This window comes from Collinsella sp. CM84Y_54, assembly GCF_036317945.1.
GTDB lineage: Bacteria > Actinomycetota > Coriobacteriia > Coriobacteriales > Coriobacteriaceae > Collinsella.
Map to the genome: position 1 here is coordinate 12,664 of NZ_JAWQCX010000003.1, position 24,340 is coordinate 37,003.

Genomic DNA, 24,340 nt, shown 5'->3' on the forward strand with positions numbered 1-24,340 from the left:
CAGTTATCGAAAACCGCATCAGCAAAATTTCTAAGACAAATATAGCATACAACTAGTCGACATAACCAAAACATGTATGTAACTTGTATGCCATCGAGAGCATCAAACGAGAAGAAAGGCTGATGCACGATGACTACTCAGGAACAGGTTAAGGACGTCGTCTCCCAGGTTTTGGCTGACAAGGCGGACAAGGGCGGTATCAAGCGCGTCGTGTGGATTGGCGCCGGCGGATCCAACGGCGGCAACTATCCTGCCCAGTACTTTATGGAGCACGAGGCCACGCAGGTCGTGAGCTCCAGCTACACCAGCAACGAGTTCGTGCACGCAACCCCTGCCTACGTCAACGAGAACACCTTGGCCGTCGTCGTGTCCATGCGCGGCACCAAGGAGACCATCGTCGCCGCCCAGGTCGCCAAGGACCACGGCGCCAGCACCATCGCCATCTATGTTGACGAGTCCGGCCTCACCGAGGTCTGCGACTACAAGATCCAGTACGACAGCCTGGCCGTCGACGAGTCCTGCATGGGCCGTACCAACTCCGCCGTCGTGACCATGATCGCCATGGAGCTCACGCAGCAGACCGAGGGCTATGCCGAGTACGAGACCGCTATGGCCGCCTTCGACCTGATCGATCCCATCTATCGCAAGGCCGTCGAGTACACCCGTCCGCTCGCTGCCAAGTGGGCCGAGCAGAACGCCGACAAGCCCTGCATTAACGTCATGGCCCAGGGCCCGCTCTTTGGTGCCGCCTACGTCTTTAGCATCTGCAACGTGCAGGAGATGCTGCAGATCGACTCCTGCACCATCAACACCTGCGACTTCTTCCACGGCCCCTTCGAGATCCTGGACAAGCGCACCTCGCTGTTCCAGCTCATCAGCGTCGGCCGCAGCCGCTGCAACGACGAGCGCGGCATCCGCTTCGTCAACCAGTACGGTGGCGAGCGCGTCTATCAGCTCGACGCCAAGGAGCTCGGCCTCAACGACATCAAGGACAGCGTGAGCGAGTACTTCAACCACCTGATCTTTGCCCCGATCCTCAACAACGTGTACATGCGTGCGCTCTCTGCCGTCACCCACAAGGACTACATGACGCGCCGCTACATGTGGAAGCTTGACTACTAGGGGATAGAGCGGCCTAACAGCTCGATGTCCCCATAAGTTGCGGTGGAATAGTTCCTGTTTGGGGGCTTGAAGCCTCTATTTAGGAACTATTTCACCGCAACCGCCAAGTCCTAGTTGTTGGGGACGTTCTTAAACGACTAGTCATTCAGGAACGTCCCCAACGACTAGTCATTTAAGTGCGTCCCCAATGACTACCCAATGAGTGTGTGGGCGAGCAGATTTTTCCGTTTGGCGATTTGTGTCTTGAAAAATGTATATAACGACTATAACGTAGTATGAAACATATTGGAAACAATACCGAGGAGGCTGCGTTGAAGAAAAGCAATCTGGGCTATGTGCTGGTGCTGATCGCCGCGCTTATGTGGGGCAGCATCGGAATCTTTGTAAACGGCATTGCGGCCATGGGCGTTTCGTCTCAGAGCATGGCGGCCTTTCGCTTGTTGGTCGGAGCGCTTATCTTGGCGCCGGTCCTGATGTTTATGGGCTGCCGTCCGGGTGAGGGGTCTACCGTGGCTCAGGGTCCCCTGACGCTATTCAAGGCAAGCCCCAAAGAGCTCGTCCCCTGCGCGCTGGTCGGTATCGTCGGTTTAGCCGCCGCCAACACCTGCTATTACGAGTGCATGCGCGAGGTGGGTATGTCTACGGCCTCGGTGCTGCTCTACACCTCGCCGGTGTTTGGCGTCATGCTCGGCCGCGTGCTTTATCGCGAGGACGTGACCCCCAACAAGCTCGTTGCCATTGTCTTTAACATCGTTGGCTGCGTGCTTGCGGTGACCAATGGCGACCTTTCCGGTTTTCATTTTTCGGTTTGGGGCGTCACGTCGGGCGTGATTGCAGGCCTTTGCGGTGCGTCGCTCGCGGTGTTTAGCCGAATAGCAACCAAGACGGTCCACCCGCTGGCTGTCACGTTTTGGGGCTTTGTTTTTGGCGGTGCGGTTATGGCGGCTATCGCGGCTCCGTGGCCGGATGTCGCCGCGGCAATGTCGCCACAGCTGCTGCTGCTGTTCCTTGGCTTTGGACTCATCCCCACGGCCGTGGCTTATATCTTATATATGCAGGGTCTATCCATGGGGCTCGAGACGTCGAAAGTTCCCGTCGTAATGTCATTCGAGACGGTCGTCACCGTACTGGTGGGCATTGGTGTCTATGCCGAGCCCGCCGGCGCGATCAAAGTCCTGGGCATCGTGCTGGTGCTCGCGTCCATCCTGATTATGAACACCGACTTCTCCAAGCTGCGCAACAGTGTGTTTGTCGGTCATGTCATTGAGAGCATGACCTTTAAGCCCAATGCGTGGTGGACCGAAAAATCGCAGGACATGGATCTGTTTAAGGAGCGCACCGGCATTGCGCTGGAACCCACCGTGCAGGAAAGCCCCTGGTACTTCGTGCGATAGAGGATTGTGTGCGGCGTCTGACCTGGGGTTATCCAGCCAGCGCCGGCCTATCCAGCCCCAACGTTTCAAGTACGTTAAACCCGTCAACGGTCGATTATCACCCGCGAACGGTCTTTATACTAATTAGCAATATAAGCAACGTATAAGACGTTATAATGACCATAACGAAAAGGAGGAGGCAAGATGAATCAGATCATTCTCGCATCTCATGGCGGCCTGGCCGCAGGCGCCAAAGACACGCTCGAGATGGTTCTCGGCGACGTGTCGAACGTCCACGTCGTGTCGCTTGCTCGTGACGACAAGGAGCCCATCACCAATAAGGTGGACGCCATGATCGCCACGTTCAACGCGGACGACACCGTCTATGTGCTGACCGATATGCTCGGCAGCTCGGTCAACAACAACATGGTCGAGCTTTCCAAGAACGGCACGAAGTTCACGGTTGTCAGTGGTTTCAACATCCCGCTGGCGCTCACGCTTGCTATGAGCCCCGTCCCCGTCAAGGGTGCCGAGCTCGCAGCCCTCATCAACGAGGCCCGCACCGGTCTGACCAACCCCAACGCCCCGGTCGAGGCTGCCCCCGCGGCTCCCGCCAAGAAGGGCAAGGCGCCCCGTCACAGCTCCGGTCCCGCCAAGATCGTCCTCGCACGTCTTGACTACCGTCTGCTGCACGGCCAGGTCGTCTTTACCTGGACCACAAAGGTCCAGGCCGAGCGCATCATCGTCGTCGACAACGCTGCCGCCAACGATGACATCAAGAAGGGCGCTCTTAAGCTGGCCAAGCCCCAGGGCGTGCGCCTGAACGTCTTCACCGTCGAGCGTGCCCTCGCCAAGATGGACAAGCTCAACACCCTCGGTGAGCGCGTCATGTTCGTCTTTGGCAACACGGCCGAGATGCTGCAGTTCTGCCAGGGCTACAAGCTCGACGCCATCAACCTGGGCGCCACCGCCAACCACGACGGTGCCGATCAGATTGGCGGCAAGGACAGCTCCGTCTTCCTCGACGCCACCCAGAAGGCCGACGTCAACCAGCTGCTCGATATGGGCATCAAGCTCTACGTCCAGCAGACCCCTACGTATCAGAGCGTCGACATCGACGCCAAGCTGTAATCAACCAGGCTTTTGCCTGACTGAAAGGAGAAGGGTATGAATACGTTCATCAGTGCGGTGCTCGTCGGCCTCGTCGGCGTGTTCTGCATGTGGGACTCTCGCCTGCTCGGTCGTCTTAACTTCGAGCAGCCCCTCGTTGGCGCTACGCTCGTCGGTCTGCTGCTGGGCGATGTGCCCACCGGTCTTGCCGTCGGTGCCGCCGTCGAGCTCGTGTCCATGGGCCTGGTGCAGGTCGGCGCCGCCGTTCCGCCCGATATGGTCCTGGGCGGCATCGTGGCCGCTGCCTTTGCGTGCCTGACCGATGCTTCCGCCGAGACCGCCATGACGATCGCCATCCCGGTCGCCGTCCTGGGTCAGCTCCTCGGCATCGTGTTCCGTTCCATCATCGCCGTCCTCACCCATGTGGCAGATAACGCGATTGATAACGGAAAGTTCAAGACCGCCTACCGTATGCACATCTGCGCCGGCTCCGGTTTGTACGCCATCATGTACTTCCTGCCGATCTTCCTCGCCGTCTTTGTTGGCACCGACCTGGTTCAGGCCATCGTCAACATGGTTCCCGAGTGGCTGTCCACTGGTCTTAACGTTTCGACCAAGATCATGACCGCCTACGGCTTGGCCCTGCTACTCACCATGATGATCAAGAAGGGTATGACTCCGTTCCTGTTCATCGGTTTCCTGCTCGCCGCTTACCTCAACCTGTCCGTCATTGCGGTCGCTCTGATCGGTGTGTGCCTGGCTGTCGTCTTCATGGGCTTCAAGTTCAACGGTTCCCATGCAGCCGCCGGTGTCGATTCCGACTACGATCCGCTCGAAGACGACGAAGACTAAGGAGGAACACACTATGGCAACCGCAACCAAGGACGTGTCCCTGAACAAGAAGGTCAGCCAGTTCTTCTGGCGCTCCTGGGCCATCCAGGCCTCTTGGAACTACGAGCGTCAGATGAACATGGGCTTCCTCTACGGAATGGTTCCCACGCTCGATCGCCTCTATCCGGACGAGTCCGACCCCAAGCAGCTTGCTGCTAAGAAAGAGGCTTACCACCGTCACATGGCGTTCTACAACTGCACCCCGCAGACGAGCGCTTTCATCCTGGGCCTCGCTGCCTCCATGGAGGAGGAGTACGCCAAGGATCCCGAGAACTTCAACCCCGATTCGATTAACGCGGTCAAGACCTCCCTTATGGGCCCGCTTTCCGGCATCGGTGACTCCTTCTTCCAGGGCACCATCCGCGTTATCGCCTTTGGCTTGGGCGTTCAGCTGGCTCAGCAGGGCTCCATCATGGGCCCAATCCTGGCCCTTCTCATCTCCATCGTCCCCTCCGTGCTGATTACTTGGTTCGCAGCCAAGATGGGCTATCAGGGCGGCCACGAGTACCTGAGCAAGCTTCAGGGCGGCGACCTCATGGAGAAGCTCATGTATGTCTGCGGCATCGTGGGTCTTATGTCCGTGGGCGGCATGATCGCCACGCTGATCGGCGCCACCACCCCGCTGCAGTTCGCTGACGGCACCGTCGTGATTCAGGACATCCTGGATGGCATGATGCCCCAGATGATTTCCCTTGGCCTCACTGGCCTTATGTACTGGCTCATCAAGAAGAACGTCAACACCGGTTGGCTTCTCGTGATCGCCATCGTGGGCGGCATCGCCCTCTCCGCGGCCGGCATCCTGGCCTAGTCGCGACCAAGCGCCTAATCGTTTTCCCCCGGGGGCCTGCCTGGCATCCCATACCCCAGGCAGGCTTCCATCCCTAAATGTGTCAAAGGGACAGTTCCTTTGTCACATCCTCAACGGGCCGGCGACTCGGTCCAAATCACGGTAACCCTGCGAGCGCCCGGCAATGTGGCGCCGCAAAAATCGAAAGGAATGTGTCAGATGTACGAGATCGACCTTAACCTCCCTAAGCAGATCGTCGCTGACGTCCTGTCCAACCACGAGATCCACAGCGTCGCCTTCGTCGGCTGCGGCGCTTCCATGTCCGACCTTTACCCCGCCAAGTACTTCCTGGCCAACAACACGGACAAGCTGAACGTTCAGATCTTCACCGCTAACGAGTTCAACTACGACACGCCCTCCTGGGTCAACGAGCACACCTTCGTGATCACCTGCTCCCTCGGTGGCTCCACGCCCGAGACCGTCGAGGCCAACAAGACCGCCAAGAAGCACAACTGCCCGGTCGTCTCCCTCACCAACAAGGCTGGCTCCGCTCTGACCGTCGACGCTGACTACGTCATCGTTCACGGCTTCCACGCCAACTTCGCTGCCAAGTGCGAGAAGCCCGGCTACGCCATCGCTCTTGCTGTCGAGATCCTTCAGCAGACCGAGGGCTATGACCACTACGAGGACATGATCACCGGCCTCACCAACGTCTTCGATCTCTGCGAGAACGCCGCTCAGCACTGCAAGAAGCTCGCCAAGAAGTTCGCCGAGGACTTCAAGGACGACAAGATGATCTACTTCATGGCTTCCGGCGCCTCCGAGAAGATGGCTTACTCTCACGCCGCCTTCCTGTTCACCGAGATGCAGTGGATCGACGCCGCCGCCTACAACACCGGCGAGTACTTCCACGGCCCGTTCGAGGTTTCCACCGAGGGTAAGCCCTACGTCTTCTTCATGTCCGATGGCGCTACCCGTCCGATGGACGCCCGCGCCCTCACCTTCCTTGAGCGCATGGGCGCCAAGGTCGCTCTGATCGACTCCAAGGACTACGGCCTGGCTGACGCCGTGCCCGCGAGCGTCATCACCTACTTCAACCCGCTGCTGCACCTCGCCGTTATGCGTGAGTACGGCAACCAGATCGCCGAGGCCCGTCAGCACCCGCTGACCATGCGTCGCTACATGTGGAAGCTTTCCTACTAATCACAAGTAAGTAGACCTTACGGGTTGATTGAGAGGGGATGGGGTTTGCGCCCCGTCCCCTTTTTTTGCTATCGAAAGGAGATGCGTATGATCAAGGCAGTGCTGTTTGACATGGACGGCGTGCTGGTCGATACCGAGTGGTTCTACAACCGTCGCCGCGTGGCATTTATGGAAGAGAAGGGCTTCCACTTTGACGAGATCCCCGATCTTTCGGGGTCTAACGAGCCCGCCATCTGGAAGGCGCTGGTGCCCGACGATGTTGAGCTGCGCGAGCGCCTGCGCGTGGAGTACAAGCAGGTTTATAGCCCGGACCACCCCGTTCCGTATGCCGAGCTTCTCAACGAGCAGACGGAGCCGGTGATGCGTGAGCTGCACGAGCGCGGCGTGAAGTGCGCCATCGCGAGCTCGTCCTATCGCGAGCTGATCGACGAGCTAGTGGAGATTGCCGGTATTGCCGACGTGCTGGACTACACCATCAGCGGTCACGAGTGCAGTGCGTTTAAGCCCGACCCCGAGATCTACCTGCGTGCCATGGAGGCGCTGGGGGTGGAGCCTACCGAGTGCCTGGTTATCGAGGACTCGCCTTTGGGCATCGAGGCCGGTAAGCGCTCCGGCGCCCGCGTCCTGGCACTGCGTCCGCACGAGGGCGTCAACCTCGACCAATCGCGAGCCGATGCCGTTATCGATAATCTGACCGACATTTTGGCCGCTTTGTAATGTCAATCCGCCGCGAGAAGCACGGGTTCAAACGTTTTTTGCGGTGGACTGGCTCAATTTGGTTTCGATTTTGATTCGTTTGGCTTCGATTCGGGCTAAGTGAGTAGACTTTTTGGCGCAGGCCGAGCACAATGCATATCTTCCTTTGTAAAACCGCAGGTCACAGAGGTGGCTGTTTTGGGTGTGCTCGGCAGATCGTAAAAAGTCTACTCACTTGGAATTTAGCCCTTTGGTCGTGGGGGTTGCTGGTCCCGTTTTGGTTGTCGAGAGAGGGTGAATTGAAGCGCCCCCGCACGCTCCATGCTACAATCGCGGGCATGCCCCACAACTACATCTGCCTTCGAAGGGAGCCTACGTGGCGAACGCCATCGAACAGCTCACGGATCGCGTGCTCGTGCTCGGCCGCCTCACCATCGTCCGCCGCGCCATCACCGCCGTGGCGGTCACCATTTCTGCCGTTCTCCAGACATTTCTGATCCAGGCGTTCATTCAACCCGCCGACCTGCTTCCGAGCGGTCTCACCGGCGTCGCGGTCCTACTCGATCGCGTTACCTCGCTGGGCGGCGTCCACATCGACATCTCGCTCGGTATGCTTGCGCTCAACATCCCCGTGGCGCTCCTATGCTGGAGCGGCATCAGCAAGCGCTTCGTCATCTTCTCGATGATGCAGGTCGTGCTCTCATCGCTGTTCCTCAACATCTTTCACTTTGCTCCGTTTTTGGGCGACAAGATCATGCTCATCATTTTTGGCGGCGTGGTCTCGGGTCTGGGCGCTGCCATCGCGCTAAAGTCCGGCGCATCCACCGGCGGCACCGACTTTATCGCGCTGTGGGTCTCCAACCACACGGGCAAGACTATCTGGGGCGTCATCTTTGGTTTCAACTGCTTTATCCTGGCGATCTTTGGCTTTATGTTTGGCTGGGACAATGCGGCGTACTCCATCGTGTTCCAGTTTATTTCGACCAAGACCATCGACAGTTTCTATCGTCGCTACGACCGCGTGACGCTGCAGATCACGACGCGCAAGGCAGACGAGGTCATGACCGCCTATGTTGACCATTTTCAGCACGGCATTAGCTGTGCCGAGGTCATCGGCGGATACAGCCGCGAAAAGATGTACCTGCTGCACGCCGTTGTCTCGACCTACGAGAGCCAGGACATTATCAAGCTGGTGTGCGACATTGATCCCGGTGCCGTGATCAACGTGTTCCACACGCTCAACTTTGTGGGCGGCTGGTGGGGCGGTCATGTCGACGAGCCCATGCCCACGGCCGTACCCGATCCCGACAAGCCCGCGCGCATGGCCAGCAGGCAGGCGCGCCTCAGCGAGCAGGACAGCCTGCAGCAGGACGACGGCAAGTAGGGTATTGGCATTTTGCCGGCCCGGCGCAACCCTTCCGCATGAGCCCCTCGAAAGCCCCGTTGCTTTCGAGGGACTTTCGTTCGCCCAGATAAAACCTACCAAAATGAAGCTGTCGCTTTTTGGTAGGGATGGTGTATCGTTTTATCAATATGAGATAATATGAAACTAGACGTTATATACGTATTAGTTATTTCGATATTTCGATAAGAGTGATCAGATATGCCTGCACCCAAAAATGCACCGCTTTACCAGCAGATTTATGACGAAATCAAAGATGCGATCGAGAAAGGTGTTTATGCACCCAAGGAGCGTATTCCGTCCGAGCTTGAGCTAGCCGAGCAGTACGACGTGAGCCGAATTACGGTGCGCCGCGCCGTCGAGGAGTTGTGCTCCGATGGCTACCTGGTTAAGCAGCAGGGCCGCGGCACCTTTGTTTCCACGCCGCACATCAATCGCCAGTTTCACGCCTCGACGCTGCAGACGTTTACCGCGCTGTGTGCCAACAACGGCATGAAGGCCGGTGCGCATGTGATCGATCGCCAGATCGTTCCGGCGCGCCAAAACGAGATGGAGTTCTTTGGCCTGCAGAAGGATGCGCTGCTGCTGCATATCAAGCGCGTGCGTACGGCCGACGGCGAGCCCATCTTTGAGGAGAACATCTTTGTGCCGTTTGATGCCTACCGTGAGCTGTTGACGGCCGATCTTGAGGACAAGTCGATTTTTGCCGAGGTCGAGCGTGTTGGCGGAATCCCGATTGTCTCGGTTGGCTACCGTACGGTCGAGGCCGTTCGAGCTAATGCCGAGCAGGCGGCCGAGCTGGACATTGCCCCGCATGATCCGCTGCTCAACCTGCGCGCCGGCTTTACCGGTCCCAACGATGAGCCGGTCCTGATGGGTAAGCAGTACTACGTGGGATCGCGCTACGTCATGGTCATGTAGCTCTAGTTGCGCGGTTTTCCAAACCGCGCAACGGCTCGACGCTGCAAGCCCGCCAGAGCGGCAATTTGCAGAATGAGCGTGGATAATCTCCCGTTTTTGGCTCAACGGCGTGCTCAAAGTGGGAGATTATCCACGCTCATCCGGAAAGTGTCCAAAAATCCGCGCTCGTTCCCTTCGGATTGCATCGCCCGTGGCCGGCAGCGGCGCGGCACCGGTCCGCGTGGCGGCGTATAATCGGCGGCAGATGACTTGAACGTTAGGAAACCATGGCCGATAGCATGCAGCAGATGGCGCTCGACACGCTCGGCGCCTATTTTGGCTACACCTCGTTTCGCCCGGGACAGGACCGCATGGTCGATGCGATCCTTGCCGGTCGCGATGCGCTGGGCGTTATGCCCACGGGCGCCGGCAAGTCCATTTGCTACCAGGTGCCCGCGCTCATGCTGCCCGGCATCACCTTTGTGGTGAGTCCGCTGCTGTCGCTTATGGAGGACCAGACCCGTGCGCTGCTTGCGGCGGGTGCGCGACCCAGCTATCTCAACTCCAGCCTTACCCCGGCTCAGCAAAACACCGTGCTCAAGCGGGCGTGCGAGGGCCGCTACCAGCTTATGTACGTGGCGCCCGAGCGCCTGCTCGAGCCACGCTTTTTAACCTTTGCACAGGAGGCCGCGGCCGACGGCGGCATCGGCGTGCCGCTCGTGGCCATTGACGAGGCGCACTGCGTGAGCCAATGGGGCCAGGATTTTCGCCCCGCCTACCTGCAGATTCGCGAGTTCATCGAATCGCTTCCGCAGCGTCCCATTGTGGCGGCCTTTACCGCTACGGCAACCGAGCGCGTGCGTGCGGACATCCAGCAGATGCTCGGCCTGCAAAACCCCGCGACGGTGGTGACGGGCTTCGATCGCAAGAACCTCTACTTTGGCTGCGAGGAGATGGGCGACAAAGCCAAGGCCGCGTGGGTGCGCGACTATGTGATCGCGCATTCGGGCGAGAGCGGCATCGTGTATTGCTCGACCCGCAAGACCGTCGATGCGCTGGCAGGTGAGCTTGCCGAGGCGCTGGGCCCCAGTGACATTCGCGTTGGCCGTTACCATGCCGGCATGGGCAACGACGCCCGCCGCCAAAGCCAGCGCGCCTTTATCGACGACGATATCCAGGTGATGGTTGCCACCAACGCCTTTGGCATGGGCATCGACAAACCCAACGTGCGCTACGTAATTCACAACAACGTGCCCGAGAGTATCGAGGCCTACTACCAGGAGGCTGGCCGCGCTGGCCGCGACGGCGACCCGGCCAGCTGCCACCTGCTGTGGAACGGTAACGATTTTCGCATGCGCCGCTTTCTGATCGACCGCGGCGATGCTGCCGACGAGGCGCTCGACGACGAGCAGCGCGCGTGGGCGCTCCAGAATCGATATCGCCTGCTCAGCCAGATGGAGGGCTACTGCAATACCACCGGCTGCTTGCGCGAATACATGCTGCGCTACTTTGGCGACGAGGCCGCGGCCGAGCATGTCGCGGCCGGTACGGGCGGCACCGCCACGGACGAGGCCGAGGGCTGCGGCAACTGCAGCAACTGCCTCACGCAGTTCGAGGTCGAGGACGTCACCGATATGGCCCGCGCTGCCGTGCGCTATGTGGCCACGCGACCCATGCGCTTTGGCAAGTCGCTCATCGCCGACGTGCTTCACGGCGGCAACACCGAGCGCATTCGCCAGATGCATCTGGACGAGGACCGCGGCTATGGTGAGCTGTCGAGCGAATCGGTCGGGCGCATCAAGGACATCATCGGCCAGCTGTACGGCCGCGGTTATCTGGCTACCTCGCAGGGGCAGTACCCGGTCGTGGGGCTGGGCCCGCGCGCCGGCGAGGTCGAGGACGAGGCGTTTGCCTTTACCGTTAAGCGTCGCGCGTCCAAGCGCAAGGCCTCGGCCCGTGCCCGCCGTGCGGTTGATCTGCTGCGCGAGGAGGCCGAGCTGGATCAGCGCCCGCGCGTGGGTGACGATGTCGAGCTGTTCGAGCGCCTGCGTGCCCTGCGCAAGGAGATTTCGACCGAGCTGGAGATGGCGCCGTACATGGTCTTCTCCGACAAGGCCCTGCGCGGTCTGTGCCGCCTGCGCCCGCAGACGCTCGACGAGCTTATCCAGGTCAACGGCATCGGCGAGAAAAAGGCCGACGCCTTTGGCGAGCAGTTTATGGCGGCGATTGAAGAATTTGAGTCCGAGCATGCACGGAATGGAGCATAACGATGGCATCCGACAATAAAACCGAGCGCACTGAGGTGTCCGCCGTGCCGCTGTACCAGCAGGTTATGGACGACCTAAAAGGTGAGATCGCGCGTGGCGTGTACGCATCCGGCTCGCGCATTCCTTCCGAGATGGAGCTCGCGAAGTACTACGGCGTGGGACGCATCACCGTGCGCCGCGCCATCGAGGAGCTGTCGCGCGCGGGGTATCTCAACCGCCAGCAGGGGAGGGGCACGTTTGTGTGTGCGCCCAAGCTTAAGCGCAAGATTGTCCAGAAGGGTGACGTTCAGAGCTTTTCCGAGGGTTGCGCTGCCAACGACATGGCGGCCGGAGCACGCCTGGTGTCGCGCACGGTGGTTGCGGCGACGCGCGAGGACGCGGCGTTTTTTGGGGTGGAACCCGGCTGCGAGCTCATCGTTGTCGAGCGCGTGCGCACGGCAGACGGCGTGCCCGTCATGCTCGAAAACAACGCTTTTGTGCTGGCTGACCATCCCTATCTGCAGACGCTTGCCGACAAGGATCTCACGGACAATTCCATCTTTGCGCTCGTTGCCGAGCATTCGGGCCGCGCGCCGCTCAAGTCCGACCCCTGTACTGTGGAGATTGCGCTTGCCGATGCTCAGGCGGCCTCGCTGCTGGAGGTGCCGGTCGGTGAGCCGCTCTTCTATATGGAGGCGTACTTTACCGATGAGGACGAGCGGCCCTTGCTGCTCGGACGCCAAAAGATCGTGGGTTCGCGCTACGTGTTCGACATCTAACGTCCACAGATAGAACGATATAGAACAAATTTGGTGAGATGGCTTCACGGGCGTCGTCATGCGTGCTATAAATAGGACAACATAGAACGACCGCAGGTACGAGCTGACGTCGTTCAAAACCGCCACACAAGAAGGGGCATCACCATGAACGCACACGATCTGATTCAGGAAATTATCGAGCGCAAGGGCAAGATTGAGAACGTCTTTTGGATCGCCTGCGGCGGTTCGATGATCGACCTGATGCCGGCCAACGAGCTGCTCAAGCGCGAGGCAACCACGTTTACCTCGACGGTCTACACGGCGCGCGAGTTTTGCCTGATGGCTCCCAAGAGTCTTGGCGAGAAGTCGCTCGTCATCGCCTGCAGCCACAGCGGCAACACGCAGGAGGTCGTCGACGGCTGCGAGATGGCGCTGGCAGCCGGCGCCGAGGTCGTGGCCATGACCGACTGCGAAGGCTCCAAGATCGATAACGGCAAGTGGACTACCTGGGTCTATCCGTGGGGCGAGGGCGTGCCGCAGGCCGAGGTGCCGCAGGGCATCGGCGCTCTGATCGCTGCCGAACTGCTCGACCAGCAGGAGGGTTACGAGGCACTCGCCGACATGTACGCCGGCCTTAAGCAGATGGATGCCCTGCTGCCCGCTGCCCGCGAGAAGGTCAACGCCGAGCTGGGCGATCGCTTTGCCGAGCTCTGCCAGCAGCACAAGTTCTTCTATATCCTGGGATCCGGCCCCAACTTTAGCCAGACCTACGCTATGGCCATCTGCTCGCTCATGGAGATGCAGTGGCAGCACTGCTGCTATATCCACTCCGGCGAGTACTTCCACGGCCCGTTCGAAGCCACCGAGCCCGGCGTGTTCTACTTTGTACAGCTCGGATCGGGCGAGTGCCGTCCCATGGAGGAGCGTGCACTTGCGTTCCTCAACACGCACACCGATACGGTTATGGTGCTCGATGCGCTCGAGTACGGCGTGGGCGAGGTGCCCGCCAGCGTGCGTTCGTTCCTGGAGCCGATCTTCTTCTATGCGATGAGCTGCGAGCTGCGCGCCGCCCGCGGCAAGGTGTTCGACCACAGCCCCGAGGTCCGTCGCTACATGGGCATCGAGCAGTACTAGGCACCGGGAAAAGTATTCACCTTCGATTCGCAAGGGCACTGCGTGAGTCAAAAAAGCGGGCCGCGCCGGGGATTTCCGGCGCGGCCCGCTTGGCATCGCGTTTAGATTCGCAAGGTTGCGGCAGCCAGCGGCCTACTTTGCGTCGTAGGCCTCGGCGTCCCACCAGTCGAGCTGGGCGATGTTGTCGCGGATGTGCTGGCAGCTCTTGTGGAAGCCCTCGAGCTCGTACTCGGACAGGTCGAGCGTGTAGACCTCCTCGACGCCCCCGGCGCCGATCACGCACGGCAGGGAGGTAAAGATGCCCTCCTCGCCATACTGGCCGGTCATGAGCGTGGAGGCGGAAAGCACGGCGTGCTCGTTGTGCAGCACGGCGGCGCAGACGCGCGCGGCGGAGTTGGCGACGGCGTACTCGGTGCACTGCTTGCCCTGGTAGGTCACATAGCCGCCCTTGCGCGCGAGCTCCTCGACCTCCATGTGGTCGAAGGCGTACTTGTCGGGGTTCTCGGCCTGAAGCTCGTTGAGGCTCTTGCCGGCGATGGTCGCAGCCTTAAAGGCAGCCAGCTGGCTAAAGCCGTGCTCGCCGATCATGTAGGCGTCGATGGACTTGGGGCTCACGCCGACCTTCTTGGAGATCTCGGTGCGCAGGCGGGCGGAGTCCAGGCCGCAGCCCGAGCCGATGATCTTCTTGGGATCGTAGCCGGTCAGGTGCCACAGCTCGGTGCACACGACGTCGCAGGGGTTGGAGATGCTCACAAAGATGCCGTCGAAGCCGGCGTCGACGATGCGCTTGGCAAAGGTGCGGGCGGCGTCGGTGGTAAAGAACAGCTCGCCGTCGCGGTTGCCGGCGGCCAGCGCGACCTTGCCGGCGGCGTTGACGATGACGTCGCAGCAGGCCAGCTCCTCGAAGTGGTCGTAGCAGTTGACGATCTTGGTGTTATACGGGACAAACGAAAGGGAGTCGCGCAGGTCCTGGACCTCGGACGTCACCTTGGCCTCGTTGATATCGCACAGGTACAGCTCGTCGGCAATGCCCTGCATAAGCAGGCTGTTGGCGACATGTGCTCCTACGTGGCCCTGGCCGACCACACCGATCTTACGCGTCTGGTACATATGAGTATCCTTTCGGCCGAGTTTTTCGCGTCGAACCATTGTAGCGTCCAGCTGCCACTTTGCTAGACTAAAGCGCCGTAGATTTTTGGGACATGCCCTAATCTCTACTTTTGGGGTGATTTGGGCCGCTGACGGCATCGCTGGGTGATGTGCTCGCTCGGATGGGGCCGGTCGTTGTACCATAGCTGCAACTGACTCGTAAGGAGCATCCATGCCCATTCGCATTCCCGACGCCCTCCCTGCCGCCGCGCAGCTCGAGAGCGAGAACATCTTTGTCATGACCGAGTACCGCGCACTGCATCAGGACATCCGCCCGCTGCGCGTGCTCATTCTCAACCTCATGCCCACCAAGATCGCCACCGAGACGCAGATCATGCGCAAGCTCTCCAACACGCCGCTGCAGGTGGAGGTGGACCTGCTGCGCACCAAGACGCACGAGGCCACGCATGTGAGCGCCGGCCACCTGGAGACGTTTTACCGCACGTTCGACGACATCCGCGACATCCACTACGACGGCCTGATCATCACGGGCGCGCCGGTGGAGCAGATGCCGTTCGAGGAGGTCGACTACTGGCCCGAACTCTGCCAGATCATGGACTGGTCTACCACGCACGTGCACTCCACGCTGCACATTTGTTGGGGCGCGCAGGCGGGGCTCTACCATCATTACGGTATCCAGAAGTACGACCTGCCGGCAAAGGCGAGTGGCGTGTTTGAGCATTATCTGGTGAAGCCGCAAAGCCCGCTGGTTCGCGGCTTTGACGACCGTTTCTATGCCGTGCATTCGCGCAACACCGATGTGCGCCGTGAGGACGTGGAGGCCGAGCCGCAGCTTGAGGTCGTGGCCGTGTCAGACGAGGTGGGCCTGTACATCGTCAAGTCGACCGACAGCCGTCGCTTCTTTGTATTTGGTCACCCCGAGTACGATACCGACACGTTGCGTCTGGAGTACGAGCGCGACGTTAAGCGCGGGCTCAACCCTCAGGTGCCGGCGCATTACTTCCCGGGTGACGACCCCACCGCCGAGCCGCGCAACGTCTGGCGCAGCCAGGCTCAGCTGTTCTACACCAACTGGCTCAACTACTACGTCTACCAGACCACGCCCTACGACCTGGCCCGCGCCGGCGAGGAGCACTAGGCTACGGCTGTGGCTGCTGCCGTGACGTGACGAGTGAGGATATCCGGACACACGAGCGTGGATTTTCGGACGTTTACAAATCGAGCGTGGATAATCTCCCATTTTTGTCCGAGGAACGGGCTCAAAGCGGGAGATTATCCACGCTCATTTTTTTAGGTATGTAGATGCCGATGGCTCGGCTAAGAGACGGTGCGTGAAGAGACCAAGTCGCATTCGGCGTAGTCTCGTATCTCGACGGGTTTTTCTTTCTGATAATCCGATGGACACAGGCATCTAAATGTGGAGACAGGGACCTCTCGGTAAGGCTTCTACCTGCAGATATAAGTCATCAGCCTAAAACGTCCAAAACCGTCAAGCATTTGGTCAGCGCCTGGACAGCATTTGGTCAGACTTCGCATGAAACCGTCTGGTACGTTTGCGCCGTTCCAAGAGTTGGGAGGCGACATGGGAAACATGACGGCGAATCAAAGACTTACAAGCCACATTAAAGCATGCGAACAGCAGCTGAGCTGCGTGTACGCACGCACGGCGGCGGAGGCAAAGCAGATTGAGCGGCGGGTGGCGGCGGGAAGTCTAGAGGCGGTCATGCCGGGGCTGTATGCGCGTCCGGATTATTGGTCCGAGCTCAAGTTTCGGCAGCGTTATCTGCACCGGGTGCGGGCCCTTGCGCAAAAGCATCCCGACTGGACGTTTTGCTCCTATACGGCGGCTGTTATCTATGGCCTTTCGGTTTCGCATGCCAATTTGAAGCACATCCATATCGCCGCGGCGCCGGCGCAATCGACGACGCCGGGCTCTCAGGTGATTCGACATCGTTATGCTCGTCAAACGCGGGCAATCCAGATGGATATTGCCGTGACCGATATCGATCAGACGATTGCGGATTGCCTGGTCGATGCGTCGTTTGTCGAGGGACTGATCATTGCGGACTCGGCGCTTCATGAGCGGCTGTTGTCAAAGGAGCATCTCGTTGAGATGGTCGACAAGCTTGGCCTGAATCGTCGCGGTGTTGTGACGGCGCGCAGGGTTGCGCGGTGTGCCGATGGCCTGTCGGAAAGCGGTGGCGAGTCCAAGGCACGCGCGCTGATGATTGAGCGCGGCTGGCAGACGCCGGAGCTGCAAGTTGAGCTGTTCGACCCAGTTGAGCCGGGACGGCCATATCGCGTTGACTACTTGTGGCGCGTGGGCGACCGGCTGATTATCGGTGAGTTCGACGGATTCGTTAAAAGCGAGAAGGCGGCGGAGGAGGGCAAGCTCGCAAAGGCGCAATTTGATGAGCGTCAGCGCGAGTCGAGGCTTTCGCTACTTGATAACTGTAAGATCGTGCGCTTGTGCTGGGATGATCTGAGGGACCCGTCAAAGCTCGATCGCAAACTCAAGGTTGCCGGCGTGCCGCGTGTGTGCTGAGGCGGTTGCAGAGCGTTGAGCCGCACGAGCGTGGAAATCCGGACGGACGAGTGTGGAAATCTGGACGCGCATTGGTTAAGCGTGGATTTTCGGACACACGAGCGTGGATTTTTGGACGCTTGTTGAATGAGCGTGGATAATCTCCCGTTTTTGGCTCGTAAGGGGGCTCAAAGTGGGAGATTTTCCACGCTCAACTTGCGGGTGCGATACAGCGGCGATCAGGCGCTGATGATGTGGGGTAGCGGCAGGTCGTGGGCGTCGGTGGGAACGTGGCCGACACGCTGCTCGTCAAAGGCTATGCCGATGATTTGACATGCGGACGAGAGCATGGGCAGGTAGCGGTCATAGCAGCCGCCGCCGTAGCCCAGGCGCGCGCCGGCGCGGTCGAATGCTACGAGCGGCACGATAATCATGTCGAGAGCCTCGGCAGGCACGATAGGGAAGCGGCCGCTGTCGATGTCTGTGGCCGCGAAGGCCCGCGTGGGGTGGGCGATAAACGGCGCCGCGGACGCATCGTCGGCGGCAACTGCCCGCATGCACATGCGCTGGCCACAAGCTGCGGCGTCTGTTGCCGAGAACATGCACGGATAGGCCACGCGCCAGCCGTGTTTGGCGGCCGCAGCGGCAAACGCGGCTGGGTCGACCTCGGAACCCATCGCGGCATAGACGGCAACGGTGTGCGGCGCTGCGGTACCCAAGTGATCCAACAGCTCAACAAGCCGCGCACAGATAACGGCAGACTTCGCTGCCCGCACATCCAAATCAAGAGCGTCGCGCCGAGCAATCACCGCCTTCCGCAACTCGGCCTTGTCCATCCCAACCTCCTCTAGCAAACCTGCCAAAAAGGGACAGGTTTATTTTGGCAGGTTTTATCTGGGCAAACACCCAAACCACCACATAAACCATCGCAAAGGGGGCAGTTCATGGACACCTTCGTGGCGGTTTTGACGAAGGGCGGGTGTTTGCGGCGGTTTGTCTCGATCTGTAACAGTAGCTCGGCAAAATCGGCTCCAGATATTACAGATTGAGACAAAGGGCCGGCGTCATCCGAAAACGTCTCGATTTATAACATCTGGAGCCAATATTGCCGCCTTGGCGTTACAGATCGGGACAAACTGGTGGGATGGGCTGAGCTGCCCCGCCCAAGCAGCGGCAAAAGAAAAGGTAGATTTTCAGGCATATCCCAAAAATCTACCTTTGTGCGTTAGCCCAGCAGGTCGATGACGTTGAAGCCGGCGTTGCTCTTGGCGATGACGTCGCGTCCGCCAAAGACGCAGGTGGGCGAGGCAGCCGCAATGCGCGTCACATCGGCGCCGAGCGAGCGCAGCTCACCGGGCGTGGCGGCGAGCATCTGGGCGCGACGCTCCTCGCGCGCGTGCGGATCGAGCCCGGCCAGGTAGGTCGTGTTGCGCCGCTTGGTGAGCGCATACGGCTTCACCGGCGCGTCCATGCCGCTCACGCAGCTCACGATAAAGCCCTCAAAGGCGGCCTCGTTGGGCTCAAAGCTGCCGAGCCATTCGCCTGCGTGCGCAACGCGCTCAATCGAGGGGTCGATCGCCGGGTCGCGGTAGGTGTAGAACGCCGTCTGACGCTCGCCGGCCGCGCGGAATCCGCAGCCGTACGCGCCGCCCTTCACGCGGATCTCGTTCCACAGGTAGTCGTAGGAGAGTGCGTTGGCGGCAACCGCCCAGGCGCCTGTCACGTCGAGCCCCAAGCGACGCGGGTCGCACGCGCTTGCCGCAAAGCAGATGTCACTGGGGATAACAAAAGCCTCGTGGCGGTCGCACGGCGTCGGCACCACGAGCGCGTCGCGGCCGGCATCGGCGCTGTCGCCAGCGTCCAGCCCCAGGTCGCCCGCGGCGGCCCAGTATGCGTTAAAGTCTTCATCGCTGCCGGTAAAGCTCGCCAGGCAGCCGTCGGCCACAAAGATGCGGCCTGCCAGCTCGGCAAGCTTGGCACGCAGGCCGTCCAGGCGCTCGTCAAAGTGGTCGAGCAGATCGCGCAGGAACAAGTAGAAGTCCACGCCCGAAAGCTGCTCGCGCACTACGGCCGAAGGTGAGCTGTAGCTCATCGCGCGACCGAGCGCCGCCGAGTGACCGTTGTTGATAAAGCCCTGCTCAAGCCCAATGCGAATCTGCGTGAGCACGTCGCGTACGCGGTCAGCGTCGGCATCCGCCAGCAGCGTGCTCGACCACACCTCGCGCGGCAGGCTCGCCAGCGCATCGATCTTCTCGGACAGGGCACCGGCGCTTACCAGCAGATAGGGGCGCACGCCGTCCACGTCGGGCTGCGTCATGACCTCGGTCGTAAAGCTCAAAAAGCCCAGCTTGCCGGCGAGCAAGTTGTCGAGCTCCTCGGCCGAGTGCTCGCTCGTGGGCAGCTGTTTGAGCAGGCGACAGAGCAGCGTCACATAGGGCAGGTCCTCAAACGCGACGCAGCTCAGGTCGAAATACTGCATGGCGTAGGCCAGGCGGTTGGTGGGGACGCCATGGCGCAGGCAGGGGATGGGCGCAGCCGTGTCCACGACCAGCGGCGGCTCGGGGCGCGCCTCGCCAATGTCTGACACGCGCAGGCGCGGCAGCGTGGCCTTGGCCTCGGGTGTGTCCTCGGCCTCCTGCGCGGCACGCAGCGCAGCCGTGCGCTCGACCACGTCGGCCAGCTCGGCATCGGTCATGGCGTCGCGCTTGGCTACTAGCTCGGCGGCTTCGGCACCCTCCGAACCCTCGGCGGCGTCCACCGGCACCAGCTCGACCAGCGCCATGTGGTCGTTCTGCAGCACCAGCTCGCGCAGCAGGTCCTCAAAATAGCTGCCGTCCAGCTCGCCACGCAGCTCCTCGTACACCGGGCCGTACTTGAGTGCCAGCGTCGCAGCGTCGTCATCGTAGAGCCACGTGCTCAGCGCGTCGCACGCAATGGCCACGCCGTCGGCGATACCGTAGTCGCGCTGGCGCAGGTCGTATTCGTTGCTGCTGATGATGGCCTCCAGGCGCTCGCGCGGAACGCCGTGCTCACACAGGTCGCGACAGGCGTCCTGGAACACGCGGCGCAGCTCGCGCGCTACGCCGGGCTGCGCATTTTGCAGCATGATGAGCTCGTAGGGCTGCAGGCTCTCGGCCGCGGTGTAGCTCACCACGTTGCCGCCCAGGCCGGCGGCCAGAATGGCCTTCTTAACCGGCGCTTCGTTGGAGCCCAGCAGCGCCTCGAACAGGATGTCCGCCGCGATCGTGCGCTTGCGGTCGAGCGCACTGCCCAGCACCAAGCCCAGGCCCACCAGGGCGTTTTCGGGCGTGGTAGCCATCTCGACGCGCTTATACTCGCAGGTCACGGGCGCTTGCACGCCCAGCGGATTGGGCGCCAGCGTGGACGGGTCCTCGCCGGCGGCAACGGCTGCGTCCATGCGGCGGCTCGCGGCGCTCGGCTGCGACAGATAGCGCTCGTCCAAAAAGGCCAGGGCGCGGTCCACGTCCAGATCGCCATAGAGCGTGATGTAGGAGTTGGAAGGATTGTAGTGGCGCGCGTGCGTGTCCAGGAACTGCTCGTAGGTGAGCGCGGGAATCGCGCGCGGATCGCCGCCGCTCTCGTGCGCATAGGCGGTGTCGGGATAGAGCGCGGCGTTAACAGCATCGTCCAGCACGCTCATGGGGTCGGACAGCGCGCCCTTCATCTCGTTGAACACCACGCCGTTATAGCGCAGCGTGCCCTCGCGCAGGCTCGCGGAGCTGTCGTCGCCCTCGCCCTCGGCGCCCTCCGGCAGGTCCAGCTCGTAGTGCCAGCCCTCCTGCTCAAAAATGGTCGGCTTGGTGTAGATGGCCGGGTTGAACACCGCGTCCAGGTACACGTCCATCAGGTTGTACAGGTCCTGCTCGTTGGTGGTGGCAACGGGGTAGATGGTCTTGTCGGGGTAGGTCATGGCGTTGAGGAACGTCTGCATGGAGCTCTTGATCAGGTCGACAAATGGTTCCTTGACGGGGAACTTGGCCGATCCGCACAGCACCGAGTGCTCAAGAATATGGAACACGCCGGTGGAATCGGCCGGCGGCGTCTTAAATCCAATGGCAAAGGCCTTGTTTTCGTCGTCGCACGCCAGGTACAGCAGGCGAGCGCCCGAGGCGGTGTGGCGCAGCACGTAAGCGTCCGAGTCGAGCTCGGGCACGGTCTCGCAGCGCTCGACGGCAAAGCCGTGGCAGGTGGTGCCGGGCACCAGCAGCGCGGCGGCAGCGGCGCGCGGGTCGGTTGAGGTGGTGGGCATATGCAGTCTCCTTTGACGCCCCAGCGGGGGCGAATCGAGTCGAATCCTCGAGAGTATACCCATATGGGGCTGCGGTTCTGCGGCGAACTGGCGGTTATACCGATGGGAAGTCGATGCGTCCTGGTCGCCTGTCGAACGAGAGTGGAAATTCGGACACACGAGCGTGGATTTTCGGACGCCGACCGAACGGGCGTGGAAAATCGGACTGACGAGAGTGGATATTTGGACGCAAATTGAACGAGAGTGGATATTTGGACGGAATCTGCCGCAAAAGCCCCAAAAACCGTCCAAATATCCACTCTCGATATCCGACCGTCCGAAAATCCTCGTTCGTCCATCACTCGCGTATCTCTCGTCTCTCATTCGTCTCTAATATGAGAGATGACAGGAAGATGAGAGAAAAATATGAGAGATAACTGAGCAGTAAAGAGGCAGGCAATCATGGTATTGTCTCAATACCGATTGTTCTACCAGCAAAAATATGTATAAATGAAGCAAATGGTAGACATTCCATCTCTCATCTATCTCTCTATCTCTAAGCCGAGAGATAGAGAGATAGATGAGAGATAATTACGAGAGATAACTGAGAGACGAGGGAAATCTATCCGCGGCATTCTCCGCAGGACCGAGCGAAAGGACGTGCAGATGAACGAAAACGAGCTGACCGGTTTGCTTGAGTCTTTAAGGCGTATGGGCTCGGATGATCTTAACGTCGAAGTGAAGGAGAGCGCCACGACGCTTTCCCGCGACGTGTGGGAAACGGTGAGCGCATTCGCGAACACTGCCGGCGGAATCATCGTGCTCGGAGTGAGTGAGCGCGCAGGTTTTGTCCCGGTTGAGAACTTCGAGACCGAGAAAGTGCTCAACCAATTTGTGTCAGGCATGGGCGATGCCGGCGGTCGCGGAAAGCTGGCCAATCCGCCCAAATACACCATTGAGCGCGTGGAGCTCCAGGGCACCGTGGTTCTGGTCATCACGATTGAGGAGCTCGACCCGTCGAGCAAGCCTTGCTATGTCATAGAGCGGGGCGCCCAGGGTGGCAGCTACAAGCGCATCGATGACAAAGATGTGCCGCTTTCATCGACCGAGGTGCTCGCATTGGCGTCATACGGTCGAGCGACTCCGAGCGATCGCGACGCGGTGGTGGGCGCGGGCGCGGACGATCTCGACGAGACGCTGGTCGACCGTACGATAGATCGTGCCTATTCGTTGACGTCTCGAGCGATGCGCGGTGCGGCGGACAAGAAGACAAAGATGGAGCGTCTGAATTTCCTCGACTTCCAGGGCAATGTTACCAAGGCCGGCCTCCTTGCCGCGGGCGTTTACCCTCAGCAGTTCTATCCCAAGCTCTTCATTGATGTGGCTGTCCACATGGGAACTCAAAAGGGAGCTGCGGGGCCACTAAGGTTTATGGACCGCACAGTCTGCGAGGGCACCCTAGGCGAGATGATTTCGGATGCTGTCGCGGCCGTCGCCAAGAATTTGCGGCGAACCTCGACCGTCCAAGGCGTCTCGCGTGTCGACTCGCTGGAGATTCCCGAGGATGTTCTGCGCGAGGCAATCGCCAACGCCGTAATCCATCGAGAATACGGGGATCGGTTCTGTGGACAATCGATTGCCGTCGACGTCTTTGACGATCGTGTCGAGGTGACGAATCCTGGCGGCCTTTACGGGGGAAAGACTCGCGAGAACTTGTTTGACGGCAGCTCCCGATGCCGTAACGCGACGCTCGTGAAACTCATGTCGATTGTCCCGCTGCCGGATGGCGCAGGTTCGCCGGCTGAGGGCAATGGCTCGGGCATCCCGATGATGATCGATGCCATGCGCGCGCATGGTCTGGCCGAGCCCCTGTTCTGCCCGGGGTTCGATCGGTTCAAGGTCGTACTTTACCGTTCAAAGATCGAGCCGGTCGATCATGGCGGGGGCTTAATTGTGACGGCACTCAAACACTACGGCGAGCTGGGGACGCGTGAGCTGGCAGAACGCACGGGGCTTACAATTTCCCAGGTTAGGTCGCGCGTCAACGCGCTCATTGCTCAAGGCGAGCTTGAGCCCACGGCGCCGGCGACGAGCCGCAACCGCAAGTATCGATTGTCAGAGCGCGTGGAATAAATGCGTTAGTGGACGAGGCGAACCAATAATCGACCCTCAATTGGCGCCCACTAAGATAAAGCGGTTGTTGCTCAGTCAACGGTGATGCTAAAGACTCGGCTTACGCCGGCATGGCCCCGAACCCGTCCATCAAGAACAGCCTAAGAACCAGTTTGATGACATATCCCGGTTTGACTTCAGCCGCGTCAAAGACGTGGCGTTCGGCGAGCTCGCTGCAGTATGCATAGATGTCGCGGATAAGGTCCGCGCCCGAAAGCGTAAACATGTAGCCTGCGTCCGAAAGCGCATTGGGCGCGGCGGGCAACTTGGCCATGTGGCAGAACGTTTGCAGGTCGGGCGCCATAACATTTTGGTAGTCGAGGTGGCCGCTGGCATCCTGTTCGGCAAGCTCCAATTGGCGCACAAAATCCAGCGCCGTCGCTAACACAAAGCTCGGCGTAGGCGCATTGACGTCCTGAGTGGTCGCCACAAGCCTGCCCGCCGCCTGCGTGACAAGCCAAGCGACCTCGCGCTGGCAGCGCACGGCCTTGCGCGTTACCGGCTTGATGGACGAAGAAGAAACGCTCCCCTTAGGCGGATTCGAAGCAGCCATAAGACCCTCCCATGAACAATCCGGCCCAACAAGCCCGGATGAAACACGTGCTACATCAGTATACAGGGGAGTGGGGTGGAAAAACGGGGTCGACAGCGTGAACTGCCGGC

At 60.4% G+C, this 24,340-nt stretch carries 19 protein-coding genes; 15 read left to right on the plus strand and 4 right to left on the minus strand.

What is annotated here, in order from left to right; genetic code table 11:
* The first annotated feature begins 129 nt into the window (after positions 1-129).
* The 12 genes from V2391_RS05285 to V2391_RS05340 all read left to right on the plus strand — a co-directional run bounded on the left by V2391_RS05285 (position 130) and on the right by V2391_RS05340 (position 13,622).
* The gene (locus tag V2391_RS05285) at positions 130-1,122 is read left to right on the plus strand and encodes an SIS domain-containing protein (RefSeq protein WP_117736870.1); all 993 of its coding nucleotides are present in this window, start codon (positions 130-132) and stop codon (positions 1,120-1,122) included.
* A 311-nt stretch (positions 1,123-1,433) separates the two neighbouring features.
* A complete protein-coding gene (locus V2391_RS05290) occupies positions 1,434-2,516 on the plus strand; it encodes a DMT family transporter (protein WP_329738494.1) in 1,083 nt (360 codons plus the stop codon).
* Between the two features lie 183 nt (positions 2,517-2,699).
* A complete protein-coding gene (locus V2391_RS05295) occupies positions 2,700-3,626 on the plus strand; it encodes a PTS mannose/fructose/sorbose transporter subunit IIAB (protein ID WP_329738495.1) in 927 nt (308 codons plus the stop codon).
* Between the two features lie 36 nt (positions 3,627-3,662).
* Positions 3,663-4,457, plus strand: a complete 795-nt coding sequence (locus tag V2391_RS05300; RefSeq protein ID WP_195246997.1) for a PTS mannose/fructose/sorbose/N-acetylgalactosamine transporter subunit IIC — start codon at positions 3,663-3,665, stop codon at positions 4,455-4,457.
* A 13-nt stretch (positions 4,458-4,470) separates the two neighbouring features.
* Positions 4,471-5,304, plus strand: a complete 834-nt coding sequence (locus tag V2391_RS05305) for a PTS system mannose/fructose/sorbose family transporter subunit IID (RefSeq protein ID WP_329738496.1) — start codon at positions 4,471-4,473, stop codon at positions 5,302-5,304.
* Between the two features lie 198 nt (positions 5,305-5,502).
* Complete coding sequence (locus tag V2391_RS05310) at positions 5,503-6,486, plus strand: SIS domain-containing protein (protein ID WP_329738497.1); 984 nt, start codon at positions 5,503-5,505, stop codon at positions 6,484-6,486.
* A gap of 87 nt (positions 6,487-6,573) precedes the next feature.
* Positions 6,574-7,203 (plus strand): HAD family hydrolase, encoded by a 630-nt coding sequence (locus V2391_RS05315; protein ID WP_329738498.1) that lies wholly within the window; start codon positions 6,574-6,576, stop codon positions 7,201-7,203.
* Between the two features lie 355 nt (positions 7,204-7,558).
* A complete protein-coding gene (locus tag V2391_RS05320; protein ID WP_118450051.1) occupies positions 7,559-8,566 on the plus strand; it encodes a YitT family protein in 1,008 nt (335 codons plus the stop codon).
* Between the two features lie 219 nt (positions 8,567-8,785).
* Positions 8,786-9,505, plus strand: coding sequence for a GntR family transcriptional regulator (locus tag V2391_RS05325; protein ID WP_329738499.1), 720 nt, complete (start codon positions 8,786-8,788; stop codon positions 9,503-9,505).
* A 266-nt stretch (positions 9,506-9,771) separates the two neighbouring features.
* Positions 9,772-11,751: a RecQ family ATP-dependent DNA helicase gene (locus V2391_RS05330; protein WP_329738500.1), complete on the plus strand. Its 1,980-nt coding sequence runs from the start codon at positions 9,772-9,774 to the stop codon at positions 11,749-11,751.
* A 2-nt stretch (positions 11,752-11,753) separates the two neighbouring features.
* Positions 11,754-12,509, plus strand: coding sequence for a GntR family transcriptional regulator (locus V2391_RS05335; protein ID WP_329738501.1), 756 nt, complete (start codon positions 11,754-11,756; stop codon positions 12,507-12,509).
* Positions 12,510-12,653: 144 nt separating this feature from the next.
* Positions 12,654-13,622, plus strand: coding sequence for an SIS domain-containing protein (locus V2391_RS05340; RefSeq protein WP_329738502.1), 969 nt, complete (start codon positions 12,654-12,656; stop codon positions 13,620-13,622).
* Positions 13,623-13,754: 132 nt separating this feature from the next.
* Here the strand turns inward: V2391_RS05340 and V2391_RS05345 are convergent, their stop codons facing one another.
* A complete protein-coding gene (locus V2391_RS05345; RefSeq protein WP_329738503.1) occupies positions 13,755-14,732 on the minus strand; it encodes an L-lactate dehydrogenase in 978 nt (325 codons plus the stop codon).
* Positions 14,733-14,943: 211 nt separating this feature from the next.
* On the opposite strand from V2391_RS05345, the gene metA reads away from it, so the two are divergent.
* Both metA and V2391_RS05355 read left to right on the plus strand, forming a co-directional pair.
* Positions 14,944-15,870 carry a homoserine O-acetyltransferase MetA gene (metA, locus tag V2391_RS05350; protein ID WP_006235124.1) on the plus strand — a complete coding sequence of 309 codons (927 nt, stop codon included), beginning with the start codon at positions 14,944-14,946 and terminating at the stop codon, positions 15,868-15,870.
* A gap of 444 nt (positions 15,871-16,314) precedes the next feature.
* A complete protein-coding gene (locus V2391_RS05355) occupies positions 16,315-17,277 on the plus strand; it encodes a hypothetical protein (protein WP_329738504.1) in 963 nt (320 codons plus the stop codon).
* Between the two features lie 218 nt (positions 17,278-17,495).
* Here the strand turns inward: V2391_RS05355 and V2391_RS05360 are convergent, their stop codons facing one another.
* Both V2391_RS05360 and V2391_RS05365 read right to left on the minus strand, forming a co-directional pair.
* Entirely contained in the window at positions 17,496-18,092 is a 597-nt protein-coding gene (locus V2391_RS05360; protein ID WP_195624903.1) for a 5-formyltetrahydrofolate cyclo-ligase, read from the minus strand.
* 389 nt (positions 18,093-18,481) lie between these two features.
* Entirely contained in the window at positions 18,482-21,526 is a 3,045-nt protein-coding gene (locus V2391_RS05365) for an insulinase family protein (RefSeq protein ID WP_329738505.1), read from the minus strand.
* A 645-nt stretch (positions 21,527-22,171) separates the two neighbouring features.
* Between V2391_RS05365 and V2391_RS05370 the strand changes: the two genes are divergently transcribed.
* Entirely contained in the window at positions 22,172-23,638 is a 1,467-nt protein-coding gene (locus V2391_RS05370; protein ID WP_329738506.1) for an ATP-binding protein, read from the plus strand.
* A 100-nt stretch (positions 23,639-23,738) separates the two neighbouring features.
* Here the strand turns inward: V2391_RS05370 and V2391_RS05375 are convergent, their stop codons facing one another.
* A complete protein-coding gene (locus V2391_RS05375) occupies positions 23,739-24,230 on the minus strand; it encodes a hypothetical protein (protein WP_138113924.1) in 492 nt (163 codons plus the stop codon).
* Between the last annotated feature and the right edge of the window lie 110 nt (positions 24,231-24,340).